Origin of the sequence: Candidatus Blochmanniella camponoti (assembly GCF_023585825.1) — a bacterium.
GTDB lineage: Bacteria > Pseudomonadota > Gammaproteobacteria > Enterobacterales > Enterobacteriaceae > Blochmanniella > Blochmanniella camponoti.
Genome location: NZ_CP097751.1, coordinates 392,139 through 411,715, shown reverse-complemented (window position 1 = coordinate 411,715; position 19,577 = coordinate 392,139). Strand labels below are relative to the sequence as shown.

The window sequence follows — 19,577 nt, the reverse complement described above, 5'->3', positions numbered from 1 at the left end:
TGTCCTGTAATATCATTCATATTCATTTACTGTAAACTGTATACTTATAAATGTAAAAGATGTAATTAATTTATAAATCCATAATTTTTTTATATACTATATAATTACTTTTTAGCATCATCTTTTTCAGTACATACCTAATAATTTTTTATTTATACCTCCTATACTGATAGCAATATCAACATATCATTAATAATTAAGGAACAGTATGAATACTAATATCCAAAAAATATTAACTCAAATTAAAAAACTATGCGAACAACGATGTGTGCGTTTGACACCGCAACGCTTGGCAGTATTACGATTGATGTCCCAGTATAACGGAGCTATAAGCGCTTATGATTTACTGCATTTACTACGACAATCTTCATTACCGCATGCAAAACCTTCCACTATTTATCGTGCTTTAAACTTTCTGTTAGCACAAGGATTTATTCATCGTATTGAATCTACCAATAGTTTTATGTTATGCCGCTATTTTTTTGAATTATCACATAATTTTGCTTTCTTTATTTGTAAGAGTTGCAAACAAGTTACCGAACAAACGACAAAAGGAATCGAAGAAATTTTACAAAATATGGCTAAAATTACAGGATTTACTATGTTTAATAACATTATTGAAGCACACGGACTATGTCCGAAATGTATTAACCTGAAATTACGACCACATTTTAAACCCTAATTATTTTAATATGTGTAATAATATTAATATAATATTATTATATACGTCATTAATTAACGCAATAACACACATCAATTTAACTAAAAATTGATGTTACAACTACACCTGTGCATTAGTACTAACTTAAACTAAAATTATTAATGTTCAGCATCTATAAAACTGCATAAAAATTAACCACAAACTTTTTATGAGTATTTTCTTATACACAGCAATCGTATTCATTTAAATACGTTTATCTCGTATACTCTTATTGTGTAGAGTGAAGTTGATTATATTTAAATTAATAGAAACTTGAAGCAATACCTATGAACACTAACATACCTACATAATTATTACTCAAAAAAGCTTGAAAATATCTTATTCGTTTTCTTTTGTTAATTAATATTTGTTGCCACATAAACAATATGATGACACCAAATAATGAAAAAAAATAAAATTCTACAGTAAATCGCTCCTTCCATCCAATAATTCCTAATATAAATACAATACATAACTGCAATATTCCTATTAAAAATTTATCCATATCACCAAATAATACAGCAGATGACTTTATTCCAACATATATATCATCTTCTCGATCTATCATAGCATATTGCGTATCATATACTATTGTCCATACAGTATTCATTAGAAATAATAAGCAAGCAGTACTATTTATGGGATTATTAATTGCAGTAAACGCCATTAAAATAGGCCAACTAAACAATATTCCTAACATTACTTGGGGAAAATAAGTATATCTTTTAAGATACGGATAGATCCAAGATAATATCAGAGCTACTGCAGATAAAAAGATAGTAATAAAATTCAAACTTAAAACCAATATGAATGCAATAAAAAGAAGTATCGCTAACACCACTAACGCCTCTTTTTTCGTGATCATTCCAGATGATAAAGGACGCGTTTTAGTACGTTGAACATGACTATCGATATCATAATCAACATAATCATTGATTATACAACCTGCAGAACGCATACAAAATGCTCCAACAACAAACACTATCAAAACAACTTTGTCAGGGATACCTTTGTGTGATAACCACAGCCCCCATAAAGTAGGCCATAGTAATAGAAAAAACCCAATAGGTTGATTAATACGCATTAACTGTGCTAGATTATAGCACTTTTTAATAAACAAAAGCCTGTTTGACATAAAATTAGTAAATAATATAATCATTGTAATTTTTACCAATAATATTATCAATGATTGATATCATTATCATAGTATATAGAATGGCATTGCGGATATTTATTTCGCTTGTATTTCATGAAATAACTACGTATTACTGTAATCGTATCCATTGCCAATTTGTTAAACCAATAAATATTGTGTCGTATACAATAGGAAGCAAACATGAAATATTTTTATAAAACACATGATCATACAATAGCAAAATATATCATGTATACATATGATCATCATAAAAAAATATAATTTTCTTTTTCTCTACATAGATTCTCTTAGATAATACGAATTTTATCATTTTAATAATGGCGTATTTCTTATGTCACATTTTCTCTTTAACTTAGAAATACACATCAGCACTATGTTGATTCTGGCATTGATTCTCGTATTTGTTTATGAAGCCATTAATGGGTTTCATGATACTGCTAATTCTGTAGTCACTGTAATTTATACCTGTGCGTTACGTTCTCATAGCGCAGTGTTAATGTCGGGAATATTTAATTTTTTAGGCGTAACATTGAGCGGCTTAAGTGTTGCATATACAATTATCCATTTACTTCCTACACATTTTTTTATGAATACCAATGCTAACCATATTTTAGCTATGATTTTTTCCACATTATTTGCAGCAATACTATGGAATCTTGGAACGTGGTATTTCAGGTTACCTACTTCTAGTTCTCATACTTTAATTGGAACATTAATTGGGATCGGATTAGTTCACGCAATCATTACGCATTGTCCAATGATGCAAGGATTGAACATTCCAAAATTAATTAATATTTTTTTATCACTAATAATATCACCAATAATAGGTTTGACACTAGCTAGAATAATGATGTTAATATTATGTAGATATTGGAATAACAACAAAAAACATAAAAACATTCATATTACTCCAACTCAACAAACACAAAAATATGGAAGACCCCAACCATCATTATGGACGCGTACTATATTAATTTTATCTGCAGCTGGAGTTAGTTTTTCTCATGGAGCAAACGATGGGCAAAAAGGAATTGGACTTATTATGTTACTATTAATAGGAGTAGCTCCGGCAAACTTTATGCTGAATATGCATGCTAGCAGTCATGAAATCTCTCGTACTCGAAATGCCGTTAATAATTTTTATGAATATTATACTCAACACTATAACAATTTTAAAACTATCATGCCATCAGAAATAACATCTATGCCTATATCATTAGCATTAAATCAACTAAAAGTTATTGTTCCTTCCATTAAAGACTCTACGCAAATTTTTGTAAATAACAATAACGTAACATATTTTAATAAATGTCTGTCTACTTCAGAAACAGAGATACAACTAAGAAAAATTTTTAATGATTTATCACTAACTCTTACTATTATTAATAACGCTTTATTATTACTTGAAAATTTAGATAGTTATGCGCAATTAAATATAGATCAACGCTCCCAAATGAGACAATTACTCATATATATAGTAGATATTTTAGATCAAATCATAGTGCTTCCAGAAACCTCATATAAAAATAAAAATTTTCTTAAACATTTAAAAGAACATTTGCTGCACACAATTGAATACGCACCCACTTGGATTATTTTAGCTGTTGCATTGTCATTATCTCTAGGAACGATCATTGGATGGAAACGAGTTGCTACTACTATTGGTGAAAAAATAGGAAAAAAAGAGATGACTTATGCACAAGGTTTATCAGCCCAATTAACTACAGCTATTTCCATAGGTACAGCAAGTTATGCTGGTATGCCTGTTTCCACGACTCATGTGTTATCTTCATCCATTACGGGAAGCATGCTAATTCGTGGATGGGGGGTGCAGGGGAAAACAATAAAAAATATATTAATAACTTGGTCATTAACTGTGCCTGTTTCTATCGTACTAAGCGGGAGTTTTTATTGGGCTACATTGCGATTATTACATAAATATATTCAAATATAAAACAAATAAAATATAAATAAAAAATTAAATAAACAAACTTTTCATATTGTTCTATCTTTTTTATTAAAAAAAAGAACATTCTTTATTTCAAATGATATTTTTAAAATTAAGAATTTTGTAAGTATTAAAAATAAATAATACTTATTGCCATTCCGATTTATTAATGAACACTTTTATTTATAGATAACACGATTATCCAAATTTCTTTACACATGACTATCGAAATATCTGGCACGAAAACTAATATAAAAAAATCTTCATCATCAGTATATCGATAATTCTTTTAATAAATAATTCAAAAAACACACATTTTATTTCAAAAAATAAGAACCTCACATTCTTTATCTATAATAAGCATTAACAAGCATCAATCTATCATGCTTAATGTAAGAACGATTCACATATAAAAATAATATTTTTAATAATTTATGCATATTATATTGACATGGAATGGTCAGAAGAAGCAGCGATCCCATAATACCTTAGCATAGGTTCTACTGTCATAGTTTGTGTACAAAATTTTACAAGACATTTTTCCAAATCGATAGTACCCCCCAACGCAAGGATGTCATTAAGAAATGATTTCCCTATTTTCGAATTAAGAATACCTAATTCTTGAAAACGACACCAAACGTTAGATGCTAACATATCTGCCCATAAATAACTATAATACCCCGCAGAATAATCATCAGAAAAAGCATGTAGAAAAGAGTTAGGGAAACGATCCCAATCCATTGAGAGATGATGCGTTGATACCTGTTTTATTACTTCGTTAAATATTTTTAATGCACTATTTTTTTTTCCTGGAATATATTCATGATGTATTCGTAAATCAAATAACCCATATATCACTTGACGTAAAAGATAAGATGATGATTGATATGTTTTTGTTTTTAACAAATTATTTATTATATAATCAGGTAGCGGTTCTTTTGTGCGATAATGCATAGAAATTAATTGTAATACATCATGGTCCCAACAAAATTTTTCCATAAGTTGACTAGGTAATTCTACTGCATCCCAAGGTACTCCATTAACTCCAGATATTTCCGGAATATCAATGCGTGTCATGATATGATGTAGTACATGGCCAAATTCATGGAATAAAGTCATCACATCATGATGCGTTAACAAACATGATGATTTTTGATTCTCTGAACGATTAAAGTTACAAGTTAAGTATGCGATAGGTTTTTGGCTAATAGTATTATTTCGATACATCTTGCCTACTAACTCATCCATCCAAGCACCCTCACGTTTATCATCTCTAAGATATATATCTAAATAAAACCCTCCCATCCATTTATCTTTTTCATCAAAAATATCAAAAAATCGTACATCAGAATGCCATGTTTCTACATTAGAATGCTCTTTAATAGTAATTCCGTAAATACGATTCACTACTGAAAACATTCCATGAAGTACTGTTTTTTCAGGAAAATAACAACATAGTTCTTCATTTTTAATAGAAAAAAAATATTGTTTCTGTTTCTCTCTATAATATGCAATATCCCATGGATTTAAAGATATACAAGAATATTTTTTTTTAGCAAAATTTTGTATTTCTAAAAATTCCTTATATTCACAAGAACGTATCTGGATAGATAAATTCATAAGAAAATTAAATACTTGTTTTGGAGTCTGTACCATTCTTTTTGACAAAGATTTTTCAAGATAAGTGCTAAATCCTAAAATTTTTGCTAACTCATAGCGTAATGCAAGAATTTCATCCATTACTAAAGTATTATCCCATTTCCCACTATTAGGTCCTTGATCAGAAGCACGGGTATTAAAAGCCCAATATAACTCTTCTCTGAGTTCTTGGGTATCGCAATACAAAAGAACTGAAGAATAACTAGGGTATTGCAGTGTAAATAACCATCCTTTTTCTCCACGAACTTGTGCTGCTAAACGAGCAATCTCCAATATATGATCTGGTATCCCAGATAGTAATTTTTTTTCAGTAATTAACTTGTTCCAACCTAACGTTGCATCAAATACATTATTAGCATAATTTGAACTTAATCGGGCCAATCTAGAAGTTATATATGCATATATTTTTTTTTTCTGTGGAGATAAATAAATCCCCGATAACTTAAAATTATGTAAAATATTGTTTAATACTTTTTTCTGTATTACGCTCAACTTTTGATAAAGATCTCCATGTTGTAATGATTGATAAGATTTATACAATCCATCATGTTGATTAATCCAGTTTCTATATTCAGAAATAAATGGTAGACTTTCTTCATAAATCTTACGTAATTCTAAATTATGCTGTACAGAATTTAAATGTGTTATCGGAGACCAAATGCGTTGCAATTCATTTTCCGCAATCATCAACGGATAATATAACGTATCCCAAGTTACACGTTTTTCGGATACAATCTGATCTACCGTATTATAACAATTAGTCAAAACCTTTTGTACAGCTTCTTTTACATGATTTATCTTAATAGAAGAAAATGGAGGAAATATAGAATAATTTAATAACGGATTATTATCCATACAATAAAACCTAAAATTAGTAACTATTATGTAGCCAATTTTGAAATCTTCCGTTGTATCAAATTTATATACGTAAACAGGACACACGTATATCTGATGATATTACACTTATTGATCTATTAAATGATCTTGATTACAGTATCATTTCACATAAAAAATTAAATGAAAATATATTATTACTTTTATATCGGTGAGGAAGGATTTGAACCTTCGACCTATACGTCCCGAACGTATTGCGCTACCAAACTGCGCTACTCACCGCACTATAAGTATAGTTATATATAATTATAATTGCGATTTAAATACAAATATTTTTGCTCTTATTAATACAATTAATAATAATAAAATCTAAAAATTACCAATTCAATCTTATCAAATAAAATAATCCCTAAATGTATATTCGAATTATATTATTTATAATATCAAGTTTCATTAAAAATTGATATATACAAAAATATCATTTCAATAATGCTATTATTTTTATACATTTATTAATAAATAATCTACTTGTGTACATTATTTATTAATAAATGTATAATTTGAACTGTTCTTAGAGTTACTACTCTTTAATATTTACGTAATTATGGAGAAATTTTTATTATGAGTTTTATATTACCTTCTTTACCTTATCCATATGATGCTTTAGAGCCATTTCTTGACGAAAAAACTATGAAGATTCATCACACAAAACACCATCAAGCATATATTGATAACGCTAATGCAGCGCTAATTGATTTACCTGAATTTTCCAATCTACCTGTCATAGAATTAATAAAAAAATTAAATCATTTACCTAATCACAAAAAAACTATATTACGTAACAATGCTGGAGGACATATCAATCATAGCCTTTTTTGGAAGTATCTTAAAAAAAATACTATACTTCAAGGATCATTAAAAGATGCAATAGAATATAACTTTTCAAGTATCTCTTCTTTTAAAGATCATTTTGAAAAAACTGCTATCAGTCGTTTTGGATCTGGTTGGGTATGGCTCATAAAACAAAATGATATTTTATCTATAGTATCTACTGCCAATCAAGATAACCCATTAATGGGGGCAGATATCTCCGGAACAAATGGATATCCAATTCTTGGATTGGATGTGTGGGAACATGCTTATTATTTAAAATATCAAAATCGACGTTTAGATTATATTAGATCATTTTGGAATGTAGTCAACTGGGATGAAGTATACACACAATTTCATCAAGTATAAAAATGATTGTTAATCAACTAATGTGGTTATAAGTTTTACATGAATATTAAAACATCTGACCACTTTCTAGACCTCAATCAGTGTATTGAGTGAGATAGATGATCATTGATCATGACTACTTCAGTAGTTCGGGATCGTTCTCTACGAACTACTGAAGTATAGTCCAGAATGTACAGATGTACGTTTAAATCTTCAATAAAGAAATATCTGCTACCTTTAAAAATAAATTTTTAACCTTATTTAGCAAAGTTAATCGATTAATTCTTATATTTTCATTTTCATCCATAATTATAACATTATCAAAAAATGCGTTTACTGCGCTTGTTATTGTTATAACAACAGTTAGTGCATCATAATAACGATGGTGCATGCACAATACCTGTAGTCTCTTTTCTATCGAAATCACCTCCATGGCTAAACATATTTCTTCTGGCATTTTTAATAAAAAATATTGCACATCCTCATTACAAGATATTTTCTTTTTTAAGAGTATATTAGATATGCGTTTATAAATTAAATTTAATTTAATATTTTCCTCTTTTTGTAATCCAGAAAAATCAGTAACTGCTTGTATTCGGGCATCGATGTCTACTACGCTATCAGATTTAACACTTAAAACTGCTTTAATAACATCTAGTTTATAACCTCTTGAGGAATACCACGAAAGCAAACGATTATACATAAAATTATGAATATCATTAATAACTGCCGCATTAATTAATTGCGAACCATATAATTTTACTGACTTTTGTATTAGGTCAAATAAATTTATTGGTAATTTTTTATACATAAGAATACGTAAAATTCCAATTGCAGATCTTTTTAAAGCAAACGGATCTCTATTACCTTTCGGTAACTCTTTAACACCAAATATACCTGATATAGTATCCATTTTATCTGCAATAGATACAGCACAAGAAATATGAGTAGTAGGAAGTTTATCCTTAGAAAATCGTGGTTGATAATGTTCCTTTTGTGCTAATGCTATTTCTTCTGACTCACCATCACGGAGAGCATAATGCATACCGATAGTTCCTTGAGTTGAAGGAAACTCACATACCATATTGCTCATTAAATCACACTTACACAAATACCCGGCGCGTCTCGTTTGTTCTATATTTATACCTATTTTCTCAGCAATCCATCCAGATAATTCTTCTATACGCCAACTTTTATCACGCAAAGTACCAAGCCTGCTATGGAATAGCACAGAATTTAATTTAGGTATATAATCTTCTAAACGACATTTATTATCTTGCATTAAAAAAAACTCTGCATCCATTAAACGTGGAATTATCACATTTTCATGTCCATCAATAATTTTCTTATAGTTATCTGAAATCGTATTCGATACGAAAATAAAATACGGTAACAAAACTCCATCGATAACATTATATACTGGAAAATACTTTTGATCGTATCTCATAATATGAAGTATTACTTCACGTGGTAATACCAAAAATTTATTATTAAACTGACCAGAAAGAATTACAGGCCATTCTACTAACGAAGTAACCTCTTCTAACAAATTTTTTTCATCCTGAACATTTACAACTCCCCCAAGTTTTCTAGATTCTTTTTCTATCTCTGCACATATAATATTTTTACGTGTATCGTAATCTGCTATTACCCAACCGTTTTTAATCAAAACATCTGGATAATGATCTGCATGTTCAAGAATAATTTTATCGTCTTCCATACATCTATTACCATACAATACCCGATCTGTTTTTATACCAAAAAAATAACCTGGAATAAGATATGTATCTAACAATATAGTCACAGTACGAACAGGGCGAACAAATGGAATATCTATATCGCTCCAACGCATCATTTCATAATTGTTTAATTTTTCTAAAGCGGAACTAATAATTTTACACAATAAATATTTTAAATTTTTACGTATTGCTATATTTTTATCGCATTCCAATTTTCTTTGAAAATTATTAGCGCCCACACCACTTCTGATCTTTATATTATTAACTATATGATTGATTTGAGTATCTGTATTGTTAATATATTTATCATATGTGTCACCAGTATTTGATTGATCAACGCATTCAATATTAGTATTAAAATTGCTTTTTATTATTAAATTAGCCTTAACTGCTAAACGACATGAAGATGCAAACCAATTAACCTTATCGTAAACAAAATTATTTTCTTCAAATCCACTAATAATTTGATAAAAAAAGTCTTTTCCTAATTTTTTTAAAATTTTAGATGGTAACGATTCAGTACCAATCTCTACTAAAAAAGTACGTACTTTCATTATAAAATTATCCTTGCATTATATTATAATTTCCTCATACACATAGGAAATCCTAATTTTCTACGAGATGCATAGTAAGCTTCTGCTATCATTTTTGATAATTTGCGAATACGTAAAATATAATTTTTTCTTTCTGTAATGGAAATTACTTTCCTAGCATTTAATAAATTAAAAATATGTATTGCTTTTAAAACTCGTTCATACGCTGGCATAAGTAATGGTTGTGTCATAGTAATTAAATATTTTATCTCATTTTCATATTGACTAAAAATTGTAAATAAAAATTCAATATCCGTATGTTCACAGTTATAAATTGATTGTTCCAATTCATTTTGATGGAATAAATCTCCATACGTAACAGGTCCTAATGAACTATAACTCCAAACCAAATCATAAATATGATTTACTCCTTGTAAGAATAAAGATAAGCGTTCTAAACCATAAGTTATTTCTCCAGTAACAGGTCTACATTCTAATCCACCTATTTGCTGAAAATAAGTCAGTTGTGTTATCTCCATGCCATTCAACCAAACTTCCCAACCTAATCCCCATGCTCCAAGAGTAGGGTTTTCCCAATTATCTTCAACAAAAAAAATATCATTTTTTATGTGATTTAATCCAATTTTTTTTAAAGAATCTAAATATAATTGCAGCATATTTTTTGGAGAAGGTTTTATAATTACTTGAAACTGATAATATTGTTGCAATCTATTTGGATTGTGACCATATCGACTATCCATCGGTCGGCGAGATACCTGAACATAAGAGACGGCAACAGGTTCTGGGCCAATAGCATTAAAAAAAGTCATAGGATGTGAAGTAGCTGCTCCAACTTCTATATCTAACGGTTGAGCTATAATACAACCGCAACCTGCCCAATAACTTTCTAATGTCCGTATTAGTCCTTGAAAAGTTTTTGTATCATTGTTATCGTACATTTTATTTTGTCTATTTTAAAAAATCATTGTGGTTCCACATCTATTTGCAATAATAACAATTATTCATTATATTATTAATGACATTAATAATATAATGAAAACTAAATCTATATTTACAGAAAATGATTGCTTCATGTCACTAAAAATATTTTGAATTAAAAAATCAGTATGTATTATACATGCATAGAGCATCATAAAATACCAATACTTATATTTTTATATCTATCAGTATTAGGTATTATTTTTTTTCTACACATATATATAATTATGAAATATTTTTAAAATAAATTATTTAAAACACATTGATTCTACATCGGTTTTATAACTATGCTATATAAACGAAATAAACAATCTACATACATATGTAATGAACACCATGGTTTTGTCCTTAATATTGATAAGGAATTGCATATTGCAGAAATCTACATGCACTAGGATATAAAAATGATTTCCAAACAAACACCAATCATAATAATTTCTTATCTAATAATATTTATTTTTATAATGATCGTGATACCATTAGGTTTATTTCCTTGTTTTTTTTCTGGATTTTTAACTTATGAAATTATAGTATCTTTTGCGTCTTACTTTGAACGATTTATTGGAATAAATCGTGCCCGAGGGGTTGCAGTAGCATTCATTATTATAAGTATATCTGTTGTTATAACTATAGGAATTATTAATTGTACTAATTTTTTCACAGAAGATATTAATAATATTACTATTTCTACTGAAATTAATAGAATTTTTTCTGATTTTAAAAAAAGACTTCCTGATTTTTTACCTTCTTTTTTACCAAATACTACCGAAGAACTAAAAGATCAAATATTTACTTGGATTGAGTCAAATTTAATTCTTATTCGAAATATGGGACATACTTTCCTACACGGATTTATTACTTTACTAGTAGGAGTAGTAGTTGGTGTTTTAGTATCTTGCTCTAAATCTACAAAACAACACACTCATGATACATTTTTTATTACTCAATTATCAGAACGTATATACAATCTTTCTAGGGCGTTTCGTAACATTGTTTTTGCTCAAATTAAAATTTCTTCAGTGAATACATTGTTAACATCTATTATAATTTTTGTTTTACTACCATTAATTGGGCAGTCTTTACCATTAGGAAAAACCTTAACTGTCATTACTTTTATTTTTGGTATGTTACCAATTATTGGTAATCTTATTTCCAATATTATGATTACTATTGCGGCTTTATCCATCTCATTAAGTATCGGAGTAATGATGCTCATTTATTTAATATTAATTCATAAGTTAGAATATTTTCTGAATGCCGAAATTATTGGAAATAAAATCAATGCTAACCCTTGGGAATTGATACTTTCAATGCTTTTACTAGAGTCAATATTTGGATTAGAAGGCTTAATAGCAGCCCCAATTTTTTATGCTTATCTAAAAAATGAACTACGTTCGAAAAAATTAATCTAATATTTTGGTATAAAACTTATACACATAAATAACTAATGCCTAATTAAACATCGAAAAACTACAAAAACAAACCGAGCTTCGTATATATAATTAATAAAGCCCGGCTTGACAATCACACACATTAACAAATAAATATAACAACAAATTCATCCTATTTAATTTCTATACGCCTTGGTTTTAATGTATCTGGCAAAATTCTTTCTAAATGTATATAAAGAATTCCATATTCCAAATTTGCACCTGTTATTTGAATATGTTCGGATAGTTGAAATTTTCTTTCAAAATTATGCTCAGTAATACCTTGATACAAATAATTTTTAGAATTTTGATGAGAATCAATATGTATTCCTTTTACTACTAACATATTATCATGCATTGTAATATCCAGCTCACTATTTGTAAAACCGGCTACTACAATAGAAATACAATATTTGTGTTCGCTAACTAACTCAACATTATAAGGCGGATAATTTCCATTATTTTGTCCAATCTCCAAAAAATTCACTAATCTATCAAATCCAATGACAGAGCCATACAACGGGGAAAAATCGAAATTGTGCATACATAATACTCCTAAATCAAGTGTTTGCTAATTTTTATGAATACAAAAGTAAATAAGGTTTAATTACTGTATCTTTTACTCTAATATCACTCACCTGTATTATAGTACTATTTGTGCCTATAATATCAATACATAATTGCATAATAACAATCTATTGACTCACAGAACCATTTTGCTACATAAAATTCATATAAAAAATTATCTTTATAATTTAGTAATCTACATTTGTTGCTTTTAACGCATTCTTTTCAATAAATGCACGTCTTGGTTCAACTAAATCACCCATGAGCGTGGTAAATAAATGATCAGCTTCTATCGCATCTTTTATTGTGACACGCAACATACATCTGTTTTTTGGATTCATAGTTGTTTCCCATAATTGATCTGGATTCATCTCACCTAGTCCTTTATAACGTTGTATTACTAATCCTTTTCTAGATTCTTGCATAAGCCATTCCATTGCTTGATCAAAAGAATGCACCTGTTTACGATATATCCCATATTCTATATATGCGTTTGAAAGAAACAATTTATTCATTTGCATTCCAAAAGATACTAATTTTTTATATTCATGACTTTTAATAAAATCTATACTTAATACATAATCTATGTTGATACCGTATGTTCGTATACGTAATATCGGTTCAAAATATTCATTCTCATGATGTTTTAAAATAATAAAATCATAACTACTGCCATATTCTTCAAAACTACTCAAAGAATCAACTAAAGATCTCATCCATATTTTAACACTTTCATAACAATAGCATTGTTCCTCAGATAAAACTGAATGATAAATTAATCTATTCAATAATATCTTGGGAAATTGATGTTCCATACGAACAATGATTTTTTGTATTAAATAATATTCAAAAACTAATTGTTCCAATATTTTTCCTGTCAAAGGAGGTGTATCAGGATTAATGTAAAAACGAGAACTTCCTACTGCTATTGATATTTGATATTTACTCATTTCCTCTTCATCCTTAAGATATCGTTCTTGGCGTCCTTTTTGAACTTTATATAAAGGAGGTTGTGCGATAAATATATGTCCTCTTTCAATAATTTCTGGCATCTGGCGATAAAAAAAAGTCAATAACAAAGTCCGAATATGTGCTCCGTCGACATCTGCATCCGTCATAACTATAATATTGTGGTATCTCAATTTATCTGGATTATATTCATTTGGACCAATTCCACATCCAAGAGCAGTAATTAATGTCATGACTTCCTGAGAAGTCAACATTTTATCGAAACGTGCTTTTTCTACATTCAAGATTTTCCCTTTAAGTGGTAATATTGCTTGATTTTTACGATTTCTACCTTGTTTTGCAGAACCACCAGCAGAATCTCCTTCTACCAAATATAATTCAGAATAAACTGGATTTTTTTCTTGACAATCAGCTAATTTACCTGGAAGTGTTGAAAACTCTGACAAACCCTTACGACGTGTCAAATCTCTAATTTTTCTCGCTGCTTCTCGAGCACGAGCAGCCCCTATAACCTTATTTATTATATTCTTAGAATCTATTGGGTTTTCTAAAAAAAATTCTATTAATTTTTCATAAACTAATGACTCAACGGCAGTTTTCACTTCTGATGACACCAATTTATCTTTAGTTTGAGAAGAAAATTTTGGATCCGGTATTTTAATAGATAATATAGCAACAAGTCCTTCTCTAGCATCATCTCCTATGGTTACAACCTTAACTTTTCTATTATACCCTTCTTTATCCATATAAAAATGCATTGTTCTTGTAATAGCAGCTCTTAATCCTGCTAAATGAGTCCCTCCATCCCGTTGAGGGATATTGTTAGTAAAAGAATATATCTTTTCTTGAAAATTATCGTTCCATTGTAATGCAACCTCTATATTAATTTCCCCCTTATTACCTAAGCAATAAAATATATTAGGATGTATTGGTGTTTTATTGATACTTAAATACTTTACAAAAGCTTTCACTCCACCTGCACAATGAAAATTTTCTTCTTTATTATTGCGATAATCACGCAAAATAATTACGATTCCAGAATTTAAAAATGATAACTCTCGAAAACGTCTAGCTAAAATGTCATATTGAAACTCAGTCTTACCCGTAAACGTTTTAAAACTTGGCCAAAACCGCACTATGGTGCCACTATCTTCGCTGTCGCCTATAATTTCTAAAGGTGATAACGGTTTTCCTTCACAATAAACCTGTTTGTAGGTTTTAAAATCTCTTTTTATTACTAACTCTAATCTCTCCGACAATGCGTTTACTACTGACACTCCAACACCATGTAAGCCTCCTGATACTTTGTAATTACTATTGTCAAATTTACCTCCAGCATGCAATATAGTCATAATAACTTCAGCAGCAGATACTCCTTCTTCTTCATGTATACCCGTGGGAATACCGCGTCCATCATCCTGAACCGATACTGAATTATCCTGATGAATTATTACTACTATTTTTTTACAATACCCCGAAATAGCTTCATCAATAGCATTATCCACTACTTCAAATACCATGTGGTGCAATCCTGTTCCATCGTCAGTATCTCCAATATACATCCCAGGACGTTTTCGTACTGCATCCAACCCTTTTAAGATCTTAATACTTGAAGAATCATAAGCACTCAACATGATCTTATTCCTGTATAAATACACATATAATATGAACCAATTTTTTCAAAAATACATATAACCAAAGATAACTGAAATTGAACTATTACATTTGCCAAACATACACGCATACATGTATACATAATTATTTCTCATGACGCAAAAATTTATCTTCATAAGAAAAGTACATTGATTTACATTTTTTTAATTTTTAAATATCTAATCACGTAGATAATTTATATGTCTAGTATTATTGTTACTGCGTGCTATCAATTTAATCACATTTAATAGCATTAAAATACATGTTAGGTTACAATCTGTAAATCATTATTATATCCGAATTGGCATGACGATATATGTTGCTCCATAACATTTCTCGGTGCCCTCAATTTGCACGCTGGATATTTCATTTGTCAAATAAAATCGTAAAAACTGAGTATGCATTACCTGAAGAACATCGATCAAATAGTCTACATTAAAAGATATTTTCATACTCTGTCCTGAATATAAAACGTCTAAAATTTCTTCCGATGCTTCATATTCAAAATTATGCGCGGTTATTTTTAATTGATTAGTAATTAATGTAAATCGAACGATACGAAGTTTTTCATTTGCAAGAATAGCTGCACGTTTTAAAGCCTGCTTCAGAATATCGCATTCTACTTCCAAAACGTTTTTTGAACGCTTTACGAAAACATTATGACAATTTGGAAACACAGCATCAATCAATTTAGAAGTAAAAGTATAACTCTCTGTCTCCATACGGAGATTATTATTATTTGTTTGAATATTAACTAATTTTTCTTTAACATTTAACAAACGTAAGATTTCGATAACTCCTTTACGAGGTATAATCAATGATTGATTGGGTAACAATAAATCCATAGTTATTTCACAACTTGCTAACCGATGCCCATCTGTCGCAACAATACGCAGAACATGTTCTTTAGTTTCAAGAAAAATACCATTTAGGCAATAACGTACATCTTGATGGCCCATAGAAAATTGAGTTAATTCAATCATTTTTTTAAAAGTAGCCTGTGATACAACTAATTTTAGATTATTATCCCATTTTTCTAATTTAGGAAAATCTAACGAAGAAAACGTAGATAAATAAAATTTACTATATCCAGAACAAATAATCATTTTTTTGTCTTTTGATACTATAGAAATTTTTGATGATTCAGATAAACTACGACAAATTTCAAAAAATTTACGCCCTGGTACTGTCACAGATCCAATGGGATATTTATCTTGTAATATAACGCGAACTGTTATCTCTATTTCTAAGTCTGTAGCAGTAATACATAAGCAATTATCATTCACTTCTAATAACAAATGAGTTAATATGGGCATTCTTGGGCGTCCGCTCAGAATGCCCACGACTTTTTGCAAAGGTTGATATAATAATTTTCTATCTATTACAAAATTCATAACTCAACTTATTAAAACACAACATTTCAAATAATCACATGACGATGTGATATCACTTTAAAAATCTCAAACACATATCGCAACAGTATAATATGTAAAATCGAAACATAAATACATTGACGCATTAAAAACTGAATAACACATTCATGCAAGTAATTACCTCCATTAGTACTACTCTTAAAAATAATTATTATAAAACATGATAAAACAAACTTTAAATATTTTGACTTTATATACTATATCCTATAGTATGAATATTGATTGTTAGCGTATAATAATTAGACAATAACAATTAGAAAATTTTATTCTTATTATCAAATAAATACACAAGAATGTAAATATGAAACGCACCTTTCAGCCTTCCATATTAAAACGCAATAGAACGCACGGGTTTAGAGTAAGGATGTCAAAAAGACAAGGCCGTAAAATATTATCAAGGCGTAGATCTAAAGGGCGCGTTCGATTGGTTGTATCTGTTTTAAATATTCACTAAAATTTTATTAGTGCAACCAAATGAATAGAAAATTTTTACCTAAACGGGCACGCTTGTTAAATTTAAATGAGTTTATTTTTGTATTTCAAAAACCAGAACGCGTTAAAACAACTGGAATCACTTTATTCAGTCGATCCAATCGATTAGGATATCCTCGTATTGGGCTAGCTATCTCAAAAAAATACGTTAAGTACGCTCATGAACGCAATAGAATAAAGAGACATATTCGTGAAACTTTTCGTACATATCAACATAACTTATTAGCTAAAGACTTTGTTCTAACTATTCGCTCAAAAGAGATCATTCATTGCAAAAATAAAACATTGATACAAGAGCTCGAAAAATTATGGTATCACCATTTGTGTTAATAGAAAAAAGCATAATATGGCTGATATATGGATACCAAATCAGTGTTAGCCCTATATTGGGTCATCATTGTCGTTTTCAAAAAACATGTTCTCAATATGGGGTGGAATCAATACGTAAATTCGGAGTATTACGAGGTATCTGGATGACATGTATTCGTATATTGCAATGCCATCCTTTAACTTTAAATAACAATAAAGATTTTAAATATTATTCACATTCACATATTCAGGACATAATCAACATGGATTCGCAACGTAATTTCTTTGTGATAGCTTTTTTAATTATGTCGTTTATACTATGGCAAATATGGCAAACAGAATATCATCAAAGCACTAATATTCAAAAAATAAATATACATGAAAATACATATCCATTAATTCGTTCTGAAAATAATGATGAAACAAAATATGTACATCATGCAAGTCATGTGATTACTGTAAAAACAGATGTGTTGTTACTCAAAATAAATACTTATGGAGGAGATATTGAAGAAGCATATCTCGTGAATTATTTAAAGAATTTACATTCTAAAGAACCTTTTCATCTGTTAAGTACGTCACAAGCATTTATATATCAAACAAACAGTGGACTAATACACGAAAACATACTAGGTAAATCATATAATAATAATAATAATAAAAAATTTTTATACACTACCGCAACTGATAAAAGTGTATACATCATACCAAAAAATGAAAATAAATTACAATTAACTTTAACACATTACGCTTCTGATGGGATTACATATACTAAGAATTATATTTTTAACAGAAATGACTACTCCATATATGTATTCTATACCGTAAATAATATGAGCACTTATCCATTAAAAATTAAGTTGTTTGGTAATATAGTACAATCCGAACATTATCCCAAATCACATAATAACAGCGATAACGGAGATCATTTTCCTTTATACTCTTATCGAGGACCAGCATACTCTGCTGATAAAAAAAAATATCAAAAATACAGCTTTAAAGATATAAAAAATATGAATTTACACATTAATACCTCTAAAGGTTGGATAGCAATGTCACAAAAATATTTTGCGACAGCTTGGATACCCCTTACTCAAGGAAATAATACATTTTATACTACCTACCATGATAATAACAGTGCTTCTATAGGTTTTCAATCTGATTCAATATATCTCCCGATAGGAGAAACAGGTAAATTCCAATCTATATTATGGATAGGCCCAAAAATTCAAGAAAAAATGAAAGAAATAGCTCCCAATTTAGACCTATTAGTTGACTACGGATGGTTGTGGTTTATTTCTCAACCATTGTTTAAATTATTGAACTTTATTTATAGTTACATAGAAAATTGGGGCATATCTATTATTATTATAACATTAATTATACGTCTAACTATGTATCCTTTAACTAAAGCACAATATACTTCTATGGCAAAAATACGTATGCTACAACCTAAATTATCTATAATACAAGAAGAATATAAAAACGATAAATATCAATACCATCAAAAAACTATAGAATTATATAAGTTAGAAAAAGTGAATCCATTGGGGGGATGCTTACCTTTATTAATCCAAATGCCAATATTCTTAGCTTTATATTATATGTTATCAGGTTCTGTAGAATTAAGGCACGCTGAATTTGCTTTATGGATTCATGATTTATCTGCTCAGGATCCTTATTACATATTACCGATATTAATGGGAATTACTATGTTTTTTATACAAAAAATGTCGCCTACTACAATTACTGATGCGATACAGAAAAAAATGATGACTATTATGTTAATCATTTTTACTATATTTTTTTTATGGTTCCCAGCTGGTTTAGTATTATACTATATAGCAAGCAATATAATCACCATTATTCAACAATACATGATTTATCGAGAACTAGAAAAACGAGGATTATACAATAAAAATAACTAATAAAAACATT

14 protein-coding genes and 1 tRNA gene are annotated in these 19,577 nt (G+C 28.9%); 7 read left to right on the top strand and 8 right to left on the bottom strand.

Annotation, left to right across the window (positions count from 1 at the left end; all coding sequences use genetic code 11):
* Positions 1-208: 208 nt before the first annotated feature.
* The gene (gene zur, locus M9394_RS01715) at positions 209-682 is read left to right on the top strand and encodes a zinc uptake transcriptional repressor Zur (protein WP_250247100.1); all 474 of its coding nucleotides are present in this window, start codon (positions 209-211) and stop codon (positions 680-682) included.
* 280 nt (positions 683-962) lie between these two features.
* Here zur and ubiA read toward each other — a convergent pair whose 3' ends face one another.
* On the bottom strand, positions 963-1,835 hold the full coding sequence (ubiA, locus tag M9394_RS01710) for a 4-hydroxybenzoate octaprenyltransferase (RefSeq protein WP_250247101.1): 873 nt from the start codon (positions 1,833-1,835) through the stop codon (positions 963-965).
* A 352-nt stretch (positions 1,836-2,187) separates the two neighbouring features.
* Here ubiA and M9394_RS01705 point away from each other — a divergent pair, with 352 nt between their 5' ends.
* Positions 2,188-3,810 carry an inorganic phosphate transporter gene (locus tag M9394_RS01705; RefSeq protein WP_250247102.1) on the top strand — a complete coding sequence of 541 codons (1,623 nt, stop codon included), beginning with the start codon at positions 2,188-2,190 and terminating at the stop codon, positions 3,808-3,810.
* A 435-nt stretch (positions 3,811-4,245) separates the two neighbouring features.
* Here M9394_RS01705 and M9394_RS01700 read toward each other — a convergent pair whose 3' ends face one another.
* Entirely contained in the window at positions 4,246-6,318 is a 2,073-nt protein-coding gene (locus tag M9394_RS01700; protein WP_250249767.1) for a M3 family metallopeptidase, read from the bottom strand.
* 187 nt (positions 6,319-6,505) lie between these two features.
* Positions 6,506-6,579, bottom strand: a tRNA-Pro gene (locus tag M9394_RS01695).
* A 339-nt stretch (positions 6,580-6,918) separates the two neighbouring features.
* On the opposite strand from M9394_RS01695, the gene M9394_RS01690 reads away from it, so the two are divergent.
* A complete protein-coding gene (locus tag M9394_RS01690) occupies positions 6,919-7,536 on the top strand; it encodes a Fe-Mn family superoxide dismutase (protein WP_250247106.1) in 618 nt (205 codons plus the stop codon).
* A 184-nt stretch (positions 7,537-7,720) separates the two neighbouring features.
* Here the strand turns inward: M9394_RS01690 and glyS are convergent, their stop codons facing one another.
* Positions 7,721-9,808 carry a glycine--tRNA ligase subunit beta gene (glyS, locus tag M9394_RS01685; protein ID WP_250249765.1) on the bottom strand — a complete coding sequence of 696 codons (2,088 nt, stop codon included), beginning with the start codon at positions 9,806-9,808 and terminating at the stop codon, positions 7,721-7,723.
* Between the two features lie 23 nt (positions 9,809-9,831).
* Positions 9,832-10,746 (bottom strand): glycine--tRNA ligase subunit alpha, encoded by a 915-nt coding sequence (gene glyQ, locus M9394_RS01680; RefSeq protein ID WP_250249763.1) that lies wholly within the window; start codon positions 10,744-10,746, stop codon positions 9,832-9,834.
* A 444-nt stretch (positions 10,747-11,190) separates the two neighbouring features.
* Here glyQ and M9394_RS01675 point away from each other — a divergent pair, with 444 nt between their 5' ends.
* Positions 11,191-12,198, top strand: a complete 1,008-nt coding sequence (locus M9394_RS01675; RefSeq protein ID WP_250247112.1) for an AI-2E family transporter — start codon at positions 11,191-11,193, stop codon at positions 12,196-12,198.
* Between the two features lie 151 nt (positions 12,199-12,349).
* On the opposite strand, the gene M9394_RS01670 is transcribed toward M9394_RS01675, so the two are convergent.
* From M9394_RS01670 to dnaN, 3 genes are all read right to left on the bottom strand, one after another.
* The gene (locus tag M9394_RS01670) at positions 12,350-12,760 is read right to left on the bottom strand and encodes an Hsp20 family protein (protein WP_011282573.1); all 411 of its coding nucleotides are present in this window, start codon (positions 12,758-12,760) and stop codon (positions 12,350-12,352) included.
* Between the two features lie 211 nt (positions 12,761-12,971).
* Positions 12,972-15,386, bottom strand: a complete 2,415-nt coding sequence (gene gyrB, locus M9394_RS01665; RefSeq protein WP_250248094.1) for a DNA topoisomerase (ATP-hydrolyzing) subunit B — start codon at positions 15,384-15,386, stop codon at positions 12,972-12,974.
* Positions 15,387-15,695: 309 nt separating this feature from the next.
* Positions 15,696-16,799, bottom strand: coding sequence for a DNA polymerase III subunit beta (gene dnaN / locus M9394_RS01660; protein WP_250248093.1), 1,104 nt, complete (start codon positions 16,797-16,799; stop codon positions 15,696-15,698).
* 340 nt (positions 16,800-17,139) lie between these two features.
* Between dnaN and rpmH the strand changes: the two genes are divergently transcribed.
* The 3 genes from rpmH to yidC are packed head-to-tail and all read left to right on the top strand — an operon-like array spanning position 17,140 to position 19,567.
* Positions 17,140-17,292 (top strand): 50S ribosomal protein L34, encoded by a 153-nt coding sequence (gene rpmH, locus M9394_RS01655; RefSeq protein WP_250247118.1) that lies wholly within the window; start codon positions 17,140-17,142, stop codon positions 17,290-17,292.
* 20 nt (positions 17,293-17,312) lie between these two features.
* Complete coding sequence (gene rnpA, locus M9394_RS01650) at positions 17,313-17,660, top strand: ribonuclease P protein component (protein ID WP_250247119.1); 348 nt, start codon at positions 17,313-17,315, stop codon at positions 17,658-17,660.
* A complete protein-coding gene (gene yidC, locus M9394_RS01645; RefSeq protein ID WP_250250234.1) occupies positions 17,639-19,567 on the top strand; it encodes a membrane protein insertase YidC in 1,929 nt (642 codons plus the stop codon). Before rnpA ends, yidC begins: the two co-directional genes overlap by 22 nt.
* Positions 19,568-19,577: the final 10 nt, after the last annotated feature.